The organism is Acidovorax soli (assembly GCF_014207955.1).
GTDB classification, from domain to species: Bacteria; Pseudomonadota; Gammaproteobacteria; order Burkholderiales; family Burkholderiaceae_C; genus Acidovorax; species Acidovorax soli_A.
On record NZ_JACHLK010000002.1, the window covers coordinates 68,417 to 82,113 of the forward strand.

Genomic DNA, 13,697 nt, shown 5'->3' on the forward strand with positions numbered 1-13,697 from the left:
CTCGGGAAATGCTCAGCCAGCGAACAGTTCGCCCAGCATGCGCTCCGGGTCCAGGAGAAAGTCGCGTGTCACGCGGTAGTGCTCGGTGTCCCGGTAGGTGATGGGCGCGATGCCCTCCTTGCCGCAGTGGAAGATGGTCGCGTCAGGGTACGCCATGAGAATAGGCGAGTGCGTGGCGATGATGAACTGCGATTTCTCCTCCACCAGGTCGCGCATGCGCGCCAGCGTGGCCAGTTGGCGCTGGGGTGACAGCGCGGCCTCGGGCTCATCGAGGATGTACAGGCCCTGGCCGCCAAAGCGCTCCATCATCAGGGCCATGAAGGACTCGCCATGCGACTGCTCGTGCAGCGAGCGGCTGCCGTATGCGCCGATGATCGGGGGACCACCCATGGGGTCTTCGTCCAGCTTCTCGATCTCTGTGGCCACGTTGAAGAAGCTCTCGGCGCGCAGGAAGTAGCCATCGCGAGGCCGGCGAATGCCCTTGGCGATGCGCAGGTGCTTGTGCAGGTCGGAATGCGAGGACCGCGTGCCGAAGCTGAAGTTCTTCGATCCGCCCTCGGCGTTGAAGCCCAGCGCGACCGCGATGGCTTCGAGCAGCGTGGATTTGCCCGAGCCGTTCTCGCCGACGAAGAAGTTCACCCGGGGATGCAGGTCCAGCTGCTCCAGGTGGCGCACCACGGGCAGTGAGAACGGGTACCGGTCGAAGGATTCGACCTGGTCGCGCAGCAGGGTGATGCGGCTGACGAACTGGGATGCGATCATGGCGGTGGGCTCGAACGGGCAGGGGAGCAGCCGGGCCCTGCACCACCACGCACGCACGGTCGGACGGCATGGTGCAGCGTGTCAGCCACGGGTCAAGCGCAGAGCGTAGCATTGCGCTGGCGCAGTCTGTACACTGTTTCTTCTGCCTGCCAGCACGCCCATCCCGCCCACCCCCGTTCAGTGCACAGCCCCACGCTCGTCATCCTCTCGTCCATTCTTGCCGCGCTGGTGACCTCGGTGCTGCTGGTGATGTGGCATTTCAACCGGGGCATCCCGGGGCTCAGGCTATGGATGCTGTCCTTCCTGTGCGCCTTCGTGTTCAGTGCCAGCCTGCTGCTGCGCGAGCGCCTGCCCGAGGTGGTGTCGGTGGTCATCTCGCAAGGGGCGGTGTCGCTTGCCGCCTACCTGTGCCTTCTGGGCAGCCGCGCCTACATGGGGCGCAGGGCGCTGCCCCACACCTATGCGGGGCTGGCCATTGGGGCACTGGTGCTCGGGGCCATCTACTTCACCGTGGTGCAGCCGCACCTGGGCATGCGCTTCGTGCTGGCCGGGCTGGGGGCAGGCGTGTTCTTTCTGCTCACGGCGCGCACCATGGCCCAGGGCGATGTGCGCCTGGTGCCGGCGCGCTACCTGTTTGCCGTGGCCGCGCTGGCCCATGGCCTGTTCCTGCTGCTGCGGCCCCTGCTGTTCCGGCTGGGGACGGGCTTGGGCGAGGGGCCGCTCGATGCGACCCTGGTGGCCCGGCTGTCGTAGTTCGTGGTGCTCGAATCGGTGCTGGCGCTGGTGCTCTTCGCGTTTGGTACGCTGATGCTGGCCAATGAATACATCGCCAGCGAACTGCGCCACCTGGCCGAGGTGGACCCGCTCACCAATGTGTTCAACCGCCGGGCCTTCCTGACCCTGCTGGACAAGGCCATGAGCAATGCCCAGCGCACGGGCGGCGGCGGTCTGCCGGTGCTGGTGATGGACCTGGACCATTTCAAGAAGGTCAACGACACCTGGGGCCACCAGTGCGGTGACGAGGTGCTGCGCCATTTCGTGATGTTGGCCAACCGCTGCCTGCGCCGCGAGGATGTGCTGGGCCGCCTGGGCGGCGAGGAGTTCGCCATCGCCCTGCCCAATGCGGACCATGAGGGCGCCCGCGTCGTCGCCGAACGCCTGTGCGCCCTGGTGGCGGCGCAACCGGTCCCCACGCAGCGCAGTGCGATACCGATCACCGTGAGCATCGGGGTCACGCTGAGCATGCCGGGTGAAAAGCCCGAATCGGTGCTGCAGCGTGCCGACGAGGCCATGTACCTGGCCAAGAAGCGTGGGCGCAACCGGGTGGAGGTGGTGCAGGCACCGGAACGGGGCAAGGCAGCCGTCGAGGCCGTGCCGGCCCTGTGATCTGCGGGGGGCCGTGTGGGGCCCCTGTCACAGGCGTGTGCGCGCAGTGGTGTAGAGTCGCGTCACCGTTACATTCCATTCCTTGCAGGTACCGCTTTCCTGTCCTCTGTCTGTTCGCTCCGCTCGGTACAAGCGGCCGGCGGGCACATGGAGCAGCGCATGGCGTTCACGTATCTGTTGGAAGCAAAATCACTGGCCTGGCTGTGGCTGGCGGCCAGTGTTCTCTCTGAGATCGCCGGTACCGTGGCGCTCAGGCAATCGGATGGCTTTTCCCGCGTGGTGCCCGCAGTGGTCGCCGGGGCCTGCTATGTGCTGGCGGTCTGGTGGATGTCACTGGCCATGAAGCACATCGGCATGGGGGTCACCTATGCGGTATGGGCCGGCAGCGGCTTGGGGCTGACGGCGCTGCTGGGGGCGGCGCTGTTCGATGAGCCACTCTCGGGCCTGCGGCTTGCCGGGCTGGCCCTGGTGGTGGCCGGGGTGGTCACGCTCAGCCTGGCGGCACCATCACCACCTGCGCGCTGATCACTCGGCCAGAAACCCCACGTTGCCCGGCCTGCCGGGCAGGTCCAGCGTGGCCACGGGGGCCGGGCTGCTCGCAATGCGCTTGCCGCGCCGGTACACGGCCAGGCGCGCGGAGCGCAGGCGGATCGCCTCCACCGGGTTGCGCGCATGCAGCAGCACGAAATCGGCATGGCAGCCGGCCGCCAGGCCATAGCCTTCAAGGCCCAGCAGCCTTGCGGGGTTGGTCGTGATGGCCTCGAAGCACTGGCGCATGGCGGCCTGGCTGGTCATCTGTGCTACGTGCAGGCCCATGTGGGCGGCCTCCAGCATGTCGGCGCTGCCGCCGCCGTACCAGGGGTCCATCACGCAGTCGTGGCCAAAGGCCACGGTGAGGCCGGCGGCCATGAGTTCGGGCACGCGCGTCATGCCGCGGCGCTTGGGGTAGGTGTCGTGGCGGCCCTGCAGCGTGATGTTGATCAGCGGGTTGGCCACCACGCCCAGCTGCGCCTCGGCCATCAGCGGGATGAGCTTGCTCACGTAGTAGTTGTCCATGCTGTGCATCGACGTGAGGTGCGAACCCGCCACGCGGCCGTGCAGGCCCAGGCGGTGCGTCTCGTGTGCCAGTGTCTCCACGTGGCGCGAGAGCGGGTCGTCCGACTCATCGCAGTGCATGTCCACGCGCTTGCCGCGCTCGGCCGCCAGCTCGCACAGGATCCTTACGCTCTCTGCCCCCTGGGCCATGGTGCGCTCGAAGTGCGGGATGCCGCCGACCACGTCCACACCCAGGTCCAGGGCGCGCGTGAGGTTGTCGAGCCCGCCTGGCGAGCGCAGCACGCCGTCCTGCGGAAAGGCCACCAACTGCAGGTCCAGGTAGGGCGCCACGCGCTGCTTCACGTCGAGCAGGGCGCGCACGGGCAGCAGGCTGGCGTCGCTGGTATCCACATGCGAGCGGATGGCCAGCAGGCCTTGGGCCACGGCCCAGTCGCAGTAGCGCAGGGCACGCTGCACGATGGCCTCGTGCGTGAGCTGGGGCTTGAGCTCGCCCCACAGCGCAATGCCTTCGAGCAGGGTGCCGCTCTGGTTCACGCGCGGCTGGCCATAGCTGAGCGTGGAGTCCATGTGGAAATGCGCATCCACGAAAGGCGGGCTCAGCAGCAGGCCGCCCGCGTCCACCGTCTCGTGTGCAGGGGCTTGCAAGCCCTCGGCCACTTCGGCGATGCACCCGTCCTGCACGGCCACGGACATGTGGGTGCGGCCGTCGGGCAGGGTGGCGTTGTGGATCAGCAGGTCGAGCATGGTGGTGCAGGTGCAGGGCGTTGTTCGTGTTCGGCGCGGGTGGGGGTATTTTGTCGCGGATTCGTGTCTGGATCCCGTTCCTGGCGGCTCAGCGCCCGGGGTGTGCGGTGTAGCGGTACACCCCGGGCCGATGGCCGGCGTCGATGGCAATGCTGCGCAGCTTTTCTTCGTGCCCCGAGCTGGCCCGCGCCGTGATGCGGATGCCGTTGCGCGTGGCGTGGCAGGCAATGCGGGTCAGCGCGATCTCCGCATGGTCGTTGTTGAGTTCGCGGATGCTTTGGGTGTGCACGGCCTGCAGGGCGCCGTCGTCGCCGCGCTGCATCCATTGCAGGTACAGGAACGATTGGGCGTGCTGCGTGCCGTGCACGATGCGGTAGACACCCTCGTTCTTGCGCACAGGCCACTGGCCACAGACCTGCACCCAGTCCACTGCTTCGGCCGTGGCAAAGCGCTCGTAGGGCACATCCATGCCCAGGGCATGGGCCGGCGCGCCAGAGGCGAGTGCCAGGGCTGCAAGCCATGGGGCGGTTCTCATCATCGCTCGCCCTTGCGATACGGCTTCATCAGCGCCTGCGGATACGCCGCCTTGCGTGCCACCAGCACCAGGGCCAGGATGGACAGCAGGTAGGGCAGCATCAGGTAGACCTGATAAGGCAGCCAGGCGTCGCCCGCCTGCTGCAGGCGCAGCTGCAGCGCGTCGAAGAAGGCGAAGAGCAGGGCGCCCAGCAGCGCCTTGCCAGGCCGCCACGAGGCAAACACCACCAGCGCCACGCAGATCCAGCCGCGCCCGTTGACCATGTTGAAGAAAAAGGCGTTGAAGGCCGACAGCGTGAGGAAGGAGCCCGCCACCCCCATCAGCGCCGAACCCGCCACGATGGCTCCGGTGCGCGTGGCCGCGACCGACAGGCCCTGGCCCTCGGCGGCCTGCGGGTTCTCGCCCACCATGCGCACGGCCAGACCCAGCGGGGTGCGCATCAGCACCCAGGCCAGCAGCGGCACCAGGGCCAGCGCCAGCAGCGTGAGCGGGGTCTGTGCCGAGAGGATGGGCAGGCCCAGCCACTCCATGGGTGCAAACGGCTCGATGGTGGGCGGCGTGTTCACTTTGGGAAAACTCACGCGGTAGCCGTAGTAGCTCAGCGCCGTGGCCAGGAGCGTGATGCCCAGGCCCGAGACATGCTGCGACAGCGCCAGCCCCACGGTGAGCCAGGCATGCAAGAGGCCGAACACGGCGCCCGTGAGCGCCGCCACCAGCACCCCGGTCCACAGGCCGAAGCCCGCATACACCGTGAGCCAGCCCGTGAAGGCGCCCGCGACCATGATGCCTTCGATGCCCAGGTTGAGCACGCCGGCACGTTCGCACAAGAGCACCCCGAGCGTGCCCAGGATCAGGGGCGTGGCCACGCGCAAGGTGGCGATCCAGAAGGCCGGGTTGGCCAGGATGTCGAGGAACTCGGTCATTTCCACTTCACCCGGTACTGTGTGAGGAGCGTCGCCACCAGCACGGCAATGAGCGAGGTGGCCACGATCACGTCGGCAATGTAGGTGGGCACGCCCACGGCGCGGCTCATGCTGTCGGCCCCCACCAGCACACCGGCCACGAAGGTGCCCGCGGCGATCACGCCCAGTGGGTGCAGCCCGGCCAGCATGGCGATGACGATGCCGCTGTAGCCATAGCCGGGCGACATGTCCAGCGTGACATAGCCCGTGCGGCCCGCCACCTCGATGGCACCGGCCAGCCCGGCCAGTCCGCCCGAGAGCAGGGCCACCAGCACCACGGTGCGCGTGATGGGCACGCTGGCAAAGGCGGCAGCGCGCGCATTGGCACCCGCTGCGCGGATGTCGAAGCCCGGCACCGTGCGCCGCAGAATGGCCCACAGGGCCAGGGCCAGCGCAATGGCCCACAGCAGTCCGGTGTGCAGGCGCGTCTGGGGTACGAGCTTGGAGAGTTCGAGGTCACCCTGCAGCGCCACGCTCTGCGGCCAACCCATGGAGAGCGGGTCTTTCATGGGGCCGTCGAGCAGGGCCGAGACCAGCAGCAGCGTGATGAAGTTGAGCAGCAACGTGGTCACCACCTCGTCCACCCCCAGGCGCGACTTCATGAGCGCCGGGCCCAGCAGCAGCAGGGCGCCGGCCAGCGCCGCCGCCAGCACCATCAGCGGGAACAGCATGTACGGCGACCATTCCAGCCCCGTACCGCCATGCAGGCCGCCCACGGCCACGGCGGCCAGCGCGCCGGCATAGAGCTGCCCCTCGGCCCCGATGTTGAACAGCCGCGCGCGAAAGGCCACGGCCGCGGCCAGCCCCGTCAGGATCAGCGGCGTGGCGCGCGTGAGCGTCTCGGTCAGCGCAAAGACCGAGCCGAAGGCGCCCTGCAGCAGCAGCCCATAGGTGCGGCCCACGGGCGCGCCGGCCCACAGCACCAGCAGGCCGCTGATGGCGAGGGTGAAGACCACGGCGCCCACCGGCGCTGCCACGTAGGCGGCGGGGGAGATGTGGTTGCGTTTTTCGAGGCGCATGGGGGTTTATGGGGTGGCAGCGGTGCTGGGGGTTGACATTAATATGGCTGGATGAGGTGCCCGGTCGGCACTGCCGGGCTTTCCATTCACCATGAAACACCTGCTGCTGTGTGCCGCGTTCTGGCTGTGTGCCGGTTTGGCCTGTGCCAACGGAGCGCCCAGACCAGGCGAGGCTGAAGCATCCGCACCGGTACTGGCGCATGCCATGCCGGTGGCATCGCAGGGGATATCCTCTGTCAACGCAGATGAGAACGCGCCGGGATACAGCGCATACGCCGTGTACATGGAGCAGCAAAGGCGCCTGGGGATCCGCATCGCTTGGGGCCTGGCGCTCGCCTTTGCTGTATTCGCCGGGCTGACACTGCGCAGCCGCCAGCCACGCCTGGTGCGGTTCAGCCGCATGGCGCTGTGGACGCCATGCTTTCTGCTTGCGGGTGCCTGGTTCTTTCCCGCGGCGTTGCTGGTCGCGACGGTGTTCGCCCCGGCCATTGCGGTGGCCTGGTGGAAGAGGGCGCTGTCTTGGTGGGAGCTGGGCATTGGGTCGGCACTGTACCTGCCGACGGTGTTGATCGGTTGGGCGGTGCTCCTTGCCATGGCGGGAGTCTTCTGACATGGGCTGCCATCCATGAGGCAACTGCTCGCGGGGGCCGTGCTCTGGCTGTGGTTTGGCCTGGGTTGTGCGACCGAGGCGCCTCGGCCTGGTGAGCGTGCTGCGCCTTTCATGGAGCTTGCCCCTGCCAGACCAGCCGCCTCGTACGAACTTCCCTTGCCCAACGAGGCGGAATACACCGCCCAGCTCAACGCGCACCTGCAGGCGGCCCACGAAGATCGGGAGCGGCGCCGGGAGCGGGCGCGGTGGATTTCCGCGGGATGCGTGTCGGGCCTGTTGATCAGCTTTACCGTGTTGGCCGGGTGGGCGCTGCGCAGCCGCCAGCCCCGCGCGGTGCGGCTCAGCCGCCTGGCGCTGTGGACGCCCTGCCTGTTGCTGGCCTGCGCCTGGTTCTTTCCCTGGTCGCTGTTCGCAGCGGCTGCGTTGGCCCCGGTTTTCGCGCTGGTGTGGTGGAGAAGGGCGCTGCCCTGGTGGGAGCTGGGCTTGGCGACGGCACTGTACCTGCCGGCCCTGGTGTTTACCTGGCTGGTCTTCAGGACCTTGGCCCGCATGGGCGCCGGGTAGGCGGGCCCGCGGGTCGAGTGCTGCATCGGTGCCTGCGTTGTCACGCGGTGCCCTCCCCACCCTGGACCGCCCCGGCCATCGCCAGTCCAATGGCTTCGCGGCTCCAGGCCTCGGCCGGCTGGGCGGGGGTGAGATGCCCCTCGTGCATCACCGCCACGCGGTCGCCCAGGGCCAGCACCTCGTCGAGGTCGTCCGAGATCAGCAGCACGGCTGCGCCGCCATCGCGCGCGGCTATGAGCTGTTGCTGCACGAACGTAACTGCGCCGATGTCCAGGCCCCAGGTGGGCTGGTGCGCCACGATGAGCCGGGGGGCGGGGGCATCGCCAGGCGGCAGCAGGGCGCGGCCCAGGATGAGTTTCTGCATGTTGCCGCCCGAGAGCGCGCGGGCCGGCGTGTCCGCCCCGCCGCCGCGCACGTCGAAGGTGGTGGCCACGCGCTGCGCATGCTGGCGCGCGGCGGCGCGCTTGACCCAGAAGGCCTTGAACCAAGGGTGGGCGAACCAGTGGCTGCGCAGGCGCTCGGACACGGCGTTCTCCCACACCGGCAGATCGCCCACCACGCCCACGGCATGGCGGTCTTCGGGGATGCGGGCCACGCCCTGGTTCACCACCCAGGCGGGGCGGGCCAGCAGGGGCGCACCCAGCAGCGTGACCTGGCCGGCCGTGGCGGTGCGCACGCCGCACAGCAGATCGGCCAGCGCCACCTGGCCATTGCCCGAGACCCCGGCAATGGCAACGATTTCGCCCGCGTTCAGCGTGAGCGATACGCCCTGCAGCCGGTCACGCCCGGTGGCGGCGGTGGACACTTCGGCCAGCGTGCACACCGGCGCGCCCACATGCTTCGCGGGGCGGCGTTCGCTCGCCTCGATGGCATGGCCCACCATCCACTGGGCCAACTGGCCCTGCGTAGTGCCCTGGGCGGGCGCCTCGGCCACCAGCCTGCCCTGGCGCAGCACGGCCACGCGGTGCGAGACGCGCAGCACCTCGGCCAGCTTGTGGCTGATGAAGATGATGGACAGGCCCTGGGCCACCATCTGCGACAGGGTGGCGAACAGGGCCTCGCTCTCCTGCGGGGTGAGCACGGCGGTGGGCTCGTCCAGGATCAGGATGCGGGCGCCACGGTACAAGGCCTTGAGGATCTCGACCCGCTGGCGCTCGCCCACCGAGAGGCTGCCTACCAGCGCATCAGGCTGCACCGGCAGGCCGAAACGGGCCGACACAGCCAACAGTTTTTCGCGCGCGGCACTGCGGCGCGAGAAGGGCTGCCACAGCGGCTCGCTGCCCAGGAGGACGTTGTCCAGCACCGTGAGGTTGTCGGCCAGCGTGAAGTGCTGGTGCACCATGCCGATGCCGGCGGCCAGCGCCGCGCGCGGCTGGCCGGGCGGCAGGGGCTGGCCGAAGACTTCGATGTGGCCCTCGTCGGCCACGTAGTGGCCGAACAGGATGGACATCAGCGTGGACTTGCCCGCGCCGTTCTCGCCCAGCAGTGCCAGCACCTCGCCGCGCGCCAGCGTGAGGCCGATGCCATCGTTGGCCATCAGCTGGCCAAAGCGCTTGGTGATGCCGGTGAGGCGCAAGACGGTATCGGAGGTCATGGCGCCTCCTGATCAACCAGGATGATGAGGGGAAAACCTGTTTCGCCGCCGGGCTGCCCCAAGGCGAAACGCGCCCCCTTGGGGGGCAGCGACCACACGCAGTGAGGGAGCGTGGGGGCCTTGGTCATTTCCATGCTGCGAGAAATGCCTGCAGCACCTTGGCCGAGTTGGCGGCCGCCAGGTGCATGAAGGTGTCCATCTCGTTGGCGCCATCGCCGCCGCCCGCCAGATCGCTCAGCGAGCGGAAGGCGATGTAGGGCACGCCATTGCTGTGCGCCACCATGGCCGTGGCGGCGGTCTCCATGTCGAGCACATTCGCCTCGAAGGTCTTGAACGCGTACTCGCGGAAGGCCTTGTTGTCCACGAAAGCCTGGCCCGAGACGCCGTTGCCGCCCACCACCATGCGCGGGCGCTCTTTCAGGCAGTGGCTGGCGTGGCAGTGTTCCAGCGGCACGGTGGCCAGGCCGTTGGCCACGGCCAGCATGCGCGGGTCGGCCTCGAACCAGAACTTTTGCGTGATTTTCGGGTTGGCGGCCGAGCGCACCTCCACCGGGCGCGGGTGCATCATGCCGTAGGCGGGCAGGGTGAGTTCGGCCTGCATCCAGCCCGGGGCGGTGTACTTGCCGGGCTGGTCTTCGCGCGCCATCAGCCATTCCAGGTACTGTCCCCAGCGCGCGGGCACCGTCACGTCGCCGATGTGCAGGCCCGGGTTCACGCCGCCGGCGATGCCGGAAAAGACGATGTGGCTCACGTGGAAGCGGTCCAGCACCAGCTGCGTGTTCATGGCCGCATTGGTCATGCTGATGCCCGAGAGGAAGACCACCACGGGCTTGCCCTGCAAGGTGCCGGTGGTGAACTCCACGCCGTTGATGCTGTGTTTCACGGGCTGCTGCACCTGGGGCAGCAGCACGGTGAGCTCGGGTGCAAAGGCCGAGATCACGGCGATGCGGGGCGTGCTATCAAGGCGCGTGCCCTGCACTGAGGGGCTGGATGCGCAGCCTGCCAGGGCACCGGCCAGGGCCAGCGTGCCGAGCAGTTGGGCGATGCGGCGGGGGAGCAATGCGGTGAAGTTCATGGTCAACAGGGTAAGCGATGGACAGTACCAATGAAAAGGGCCACCGCAGTGAGTGGCCCTTGGAACTCTGCGCGCAGGCGCTGCAGACAGCTGACGCTTACTTGGCCGTGGACTTGGGCTGGCTGTCGTCCACCTTCACGATGAACTTGCCGGCCAGGATGTCGGCCTCCTTGGCCTTGACCTTGGCCACGATGTCGGCCGGTACCTTCTTCTCGAAGGTGCCCAGGGGTGCGAGTTCCGAGCCCTTGTGCTTCATCATCGAATACGGGCCGTAGTCTTCGGGCGTGAACTTGCCGTCCTTGACCAGCTTGAGCGCGCGGTCGATGCTGGGCTCCATGTGCCACAGGGCGGACGCGACCACCGTGTCGGGGTACTTGTCCTGGGTGTTGATCACGTTGCCGATGGCGAGCTTGCCCTTTTCCTTGGCGGCATCGCTCACTCCGAAGCGCTCGGCGTAGAGCACGTCGGCGCCCTTGTCGATCATGGCGAAGGTGGCTTCCTTGGCCTTCGGTGGGTCGAACCAGCTGTTGATGAAGCTCACGGTGAACTCCACCTTGGGGTTCACCTCCTTGGCGCCGGCCATGAAGGCGTGCATCAGGCGGTTCACCTCGGGGATGGGGAAGCCGCCGACCATGCCGATCTTGTTGGTCTTGGTCATGCCGCCGGCCACCATGCCCGACAGGTAGGCCGGCTCCTGGATGTAGTTGTCGAACACGCTGAAGTTGGGTGCCTGCGGCTTGCCCGAGGAGCCCAGCAGGAACGAGGTCTTGGGGAAGTCCTTGGCCACCTTGCGCGCGGCGGCTTCCACCGCGAAGGCCTCGCCCACGATGAGCTGGTTGCCGCCGGTGGCGTACTCGCGCATCACGCGCTCGTAGTCGGCGTTGCTCACGTTCTCGCTGGACTTGTACTCGATCTCGCCGCGCGCCTCGGCCGCCTTGAGCGCCTTGTGGATGCGGCTGACCCATTGCTGCTCATAGGGCACCGTGTAGATCGCCGCCACCTTGGTCTTGGCCTGCGCGAGGGCTGCACCGGGCGCCAGCCCGATCATGGCCGACAGCGCCAGGGAGGTGGAGAACAGGTGGCCGGTGAAGATGCGGCGAGAGGTCATGGAGTGGGTCCTTCTTCGGATGGAGGATGGGCGATCGAATCTGGGCGTTGTCTCAAGCAAATAGCACGCCAATGGGCGGCTGGTGTCGCGTGCCAGCAGATGCCCTGCCGTGATGCAGGCGCAGGCGCCGCCACGGAGTCTGCCAGAAGAAAGTCACCAGATGGTAAGAAATCGCACTGCTTTGGGGCAAAAAAATGCCGCCCCCGGGGCCGGGTCCCTGGGGCGGCGTCGTTGCAGTGCGATCCGCGGCTGCTTGCTTACTTGGTGCCGAAGATGCGGTCGCCGGCATCGCCCAGGCCCGGCAGGATGTAGCCGTGGTCGTTGAGCTCGCGGTCGATGGCGGCGGTGAAGATCGGCACATCGGGGTGGGCCTTCTGCAGCGTGGCCACGCCCTCGGGGGCGGCCAGCAGGCAGACGAACTTGATGGAACGCGGGTTGAGCTTCTTGAGCCGGTCCACGCAGGCGGCGGCCGAGTTGCCCGTGGCCAGCATGGGGTCGACCACGATGATGTCGCGCTCCTCCATCTCGGAGGGCATCTTGAAGTAGTACTCCACCGGCTGCAGCGTGGCCGGGTCGCGGTACAGGCCGATGTGGCCCACGCGGGCGCCTGGCACCACGGTGAGCATGCCATCAAGGAAGCCGTTGCCCGCGCGCAGGATGGAGACCAGCACCAGCTTCTTGCCGTCGATCACCTGGCCGGTCATGGTCTCCAGCGGGGTTTCGATCTCGATGTCCTGCAGCGGCATGTCGCGCGTGACCTCGTAGGCCATGAGCGTGCTCAGCTCGCCCAGCAGGCGGCGAAAGCTGTTGGTGCTCGCGTCCTTGCGGCGCATCAGCGTGAGCTTGTGCTGGACGAGGGGGTGGGTGATGACGGTGACGTTGTTGGTAGCGGTGCTCATGGCGCGGCCTTTGTTATGTGGAGGTGAATGAATGGCGGTGGCCGTATTTTGACGTCCCTTTGGGCCTCCGGGCGTGGAAACTGGCAAGGCCATATGCCAGGGACCCCGTGGAACCGGCTTCGCCGGGCCACCGGGGTCGCCCCCTTGAGGGGGAGGCGACGCAGTCGCTTCGGGGGCGAGGGCAACGCAAAGCCAAGTCCCTCGCGCGCCGCGCGCCCCGCTTTGGGTGGTCTGCGTCGTTGCAAATGCTCGCCATAGCACCGGCTATGGCTGCGCTTTGCGCCTAGCAGCCCATCCCAAATCAGGGCACGCGCCATCGCGAAGACTTGGCTTTGCCTTGCCCCTAATCCGCCAGAAAGCGCGCGTACCTTGACATGTCCACATTCCCGCCACTGATCAAGATGCCGACCTTGGCGCCATGCACGTCCACGTTGCCATGGCGGGCACCCGCAAACGCCAGGGCGCCCGTGGGCTCCACCACCAGCTTCATGCGCTCGGCAAAGAAGCGCAGGGCCTCGACCAGTTGCTCGTCGGTGGCGGTCACGATGTCCTCGGCCAGGCGCTGGATGATGGGAAAGGTGATCTGTCCCAGCGAGCGGGCCTGTGCGCCGTCGGCAATCGTGTGCGGCGTGGGGATCTGCACCAGTTGTCCGCTGCGCAGCGATTGCTGGCCGTCGTTGCCGGCCTCGGGCTCCACGCCCACAACGCGGCAGCTCGGCGCCAGGGCCTCGGTCGCCAGCAGGCTGCCGGCCAGCAGGCCGCCGCCGCCCACGCAGACGAACAGGTAGTCCAGGTCGGGCACCTCCTCCAGGAACTCCTTGGCCGCCGTGCCCTCGCCGGCAATCACATGCGGGTGGTCGAAGGGCGGCACCAGGGTCATGCCGCGCTCCTGGGCCAGCCGGTGGCTGATGGCCTCTCGGTCTTCGGTGTAGCGGTTGTAGGTGACCACCTGGGCCCCGTACTCGCGCGTGGCCGCCATCTTGGTGGCGGGGGCGTCCTCGGGCATCACGATCAGGGCGGGCATGTCCAGCAGCCGGGCCGACAGTGCGATGGCCTGCGCATGGTTGCCGGCCGAAAACGCCAGCACGCCGCGTTCGCGCTGTTCGTCGCTGAACTGCGACAGGGTGTTGTAGGCCCCGCGGAACTTGAACGAGCCCGTGCGCTGCTGGTTTTCGCACTTGAAGAACACCTGGGTGCCCAGCAGCGTGTCAGCCATGTGGGAGCGCAGCACGTGCGTGCGGTGGGCCACGCCAGCGAGCCGCTGTGCGGCAGAAACAACATCCGCGTAGGTGGGCGGGGGAAGGCTGGCGTTGCTCATAGTGGAATCTTTCAGGTCTGAAGGGGCTCAACTATTCCATCCATCATAAAACTGCCTGACTTTTG

General features: G+C 67.8%; 15 protein-coding genes. 5 read left to right on the forward strand and 10 right to left on the reverse strand.

Going from position 1 to position 13,697, the window contains the following annotated elements; genetic code table 11:
• Window positions 1-12: 12 nt before the first annotated feature.
• Window positions 13-762 (reverse strand): AAA family ATPase, encoded by a 750-nt coding sequence (locus HNP48_RS04805; protein ID WP_184855754.1) that lies wholly within the window; start codon window positions 760-762, stop codon window positions 13-15.
• Window positions 763-942: 180 nt separating this feature from the next.
• On the opposite strand from HNP48_RS04805, the gene HNP48_RS35280 reads away from it, so the two are divergent.
• The 3 genes from HNP48_RS35280 (at window position 943) to HNP48_RS04815 (ending at window position 2,673) form a co-directional block, all read left to right on the forward strand.
• A complete protein-coding gene (locus HNP48_RS35280) occupies window positions 943-1,515 on the forward strand; it encodes a hypothetical protein (protein WP_260420094.1) in 573 nt (190 codons plus the stop codon).
• 3 nt (window positions 1,516-1,518) lie between these two features.
• Window positions 1,519-2,148, forward strand: coding sequence for a GGDEF domain-containing protein (locus tag HNP48_RS35285; protein WP_311773802.1), 630 nt, complete (start codon window positions 1,519-1,521; stop codon window positions 2,146-2,148).
• Window positions 2,149-2,307: 159 nt separating this feature from the next.
• Window positions 2,308-2,673: a multidrug efflux SMR transporter gene (locus HNP48_RS04815; RefSeq protein ID WP_184855755.1), complete on the forward strand. Its 366-nt coding sequence runs from the start codon at window positions 2,308-2,310 to the stop codon at window positions 2,671-2,673.
• Here HNP48_RS04815 and HNP48_RS04820 read toward each other — a convergent pair whose 3' ends face one another.
• The 4 genes from HNP48_RS04820 to HNP48_RS04835 all read right to left on the reverse strand — a co-directional run bounded on the left by HNP48_RS04820 (window position 2,674) and on the right by HNP48_RS04835 (window position 6,464).
• A complete protein-coding gene (locus HNP48_RS04820; protein ID WP_184855756.1) occupies window positions 2,674-3,948 on the reverse strand; it encodes an amidohydrolase family protein in 1,275 nt (424 codons plus the stop codon).
• 88 nt (window positions 3,949-4,036) lie between these two features.
• Entirely contained in the window at window positions 4,037-4,483 is a 447-nt protein-coding gene (locus HNP48_RS04825) for a hypothetical protein (RefSeq protein ID WP_184855757.1), read from the reverse strand.
• Window positions 4,483-5,406 (reverse strand): ABC transporter permease, encoded by a 924-nt coding sequence (locus HNP48_RS04830; RefSeq protein WP_184855758.1) that lies wholly within the window; start codon window positions 5,404-5,406, stop codon window positions 4,483-4,485. Before HNP48_RS04830 ends, HNP48_RS04825 begins: the two co-directional genes overlap by 1 nt.
• Window positions 5,403-6,464, reverse strand: coding sequence for an ABC transporter permease (locus tag HNP48_RS04835; RefSeq protein ID WP_184855759.1), 1,062 nt, complete (start codon window positions 6,462-6,464; stop codon window positions 5,403-5,405). Before HNP48_RS04835 ends, HNP48_RS04830 begins: the two co-directional genes overlap by 4 nt.
• Before the next feature lie 91 nt (window positions 6,465-6,555).
• Here HNP48_RS04835 and HNP48_RS04840 point away from each other — a divergent pair, with 91 nt between their 5' ends.
• Window positions 6,556-7,074 (forward strand): hypothetical protein, encoded by a 519-nt coding sequence (locus HNP48_RS04840; RefSeq protein ID WP_184855760.1) that lies wholly within the window; start codon window positions 6,556-6,558, stop codon window positions 7,072-7,074.
• Between the two features lie 15 nt (window positions 7,075-7,089).
• Window positions 7,090-7,638, forward strand: a complete 549-nt coding sequence (locus tag HNP48_RS04845) for a hypothetical protein (RefSeq protein WP_221480098.1) — start codon at window positions 7,090-7,092, stop codon at window positions 7,636-7,638.
• 40 nt (window positions 7,639-7,678) lie between these two features.
• Here the strand turns inward: HNP48_RS04845 and HNP48_RS04850 are convergent, their stop codons facing one another.
• The 5 genes from HNP48_RS04850 to HNP48_RS04870 all read right to left on the reverse strand — a co-directional run bounded on the left by HNP48_RS04850 (window position 7,679) and on the right by HNP48_RS04870 (window position 13,632).
• Window positions 7,679-9,232 (reverse strand): ABC transporter ATP-binding protein, encoded by a 1,554-nt coding sequence (locus HNP48_RS04850; protein ID WP_184855762.1) that lies wholly within the window; start codon window positions 9,230-9,232, stop codon window positions 7,679-7,681.
• Window positions 9,233-9,356: 124 nt separating this feature from the next.
• Window positions 9,357-10,307, reverse strand: coding sequence for a 5'-methylthioadenosine/S-adenosylhomocysteine nucleosidase (locus HNP48_RS04855; protein WP_184855763.1), 951 nt, complete (start codon window positions 10,305-10,307; stop codon window positions 9,357-9,359).
• Window positions 10,308-10,404: 97 nt separating this feature from the next.
• On the reverse strand, window positions 10,405-11,415 hold the full coding sequence (locus tag HNP48_RS04860) for a BMP family protein (RefSeq protein WP_184855764.1): 1,011 nt from the start codon (window positions 11,413-11,415) through the stop codon (window positions 10,405-10,407).
• A gap of 257 nt (window positions 11,416-11,672) precedes the next feature.
• Entirely contained in the window at window positions 11,673-12,314 is a 642-nt protein-coding gene (gene upp / locus HNP48_RS04865) for a uracil phosphoribosyltransferase (RefSeq protein WP_184855765.1), read from the reverse strand.
• Window positions 12,315-12,657: 343 nt separating this feature from the next.
• Window positions 12,658-13,632: a threo-3-hydroxy-L-aspartate ammonia-lyase gene (locus HNP48_RS04870; RefSeq protein WP_184855766.1), complete on the reverse strand. Its 975-nt coding sequence runs from the start codon at window positions 13,630-13,632 to the stop codon at window positions 12,658-12,660.
• Window positions 13,633-13,697: the final 65 nt, after the last annotated feature.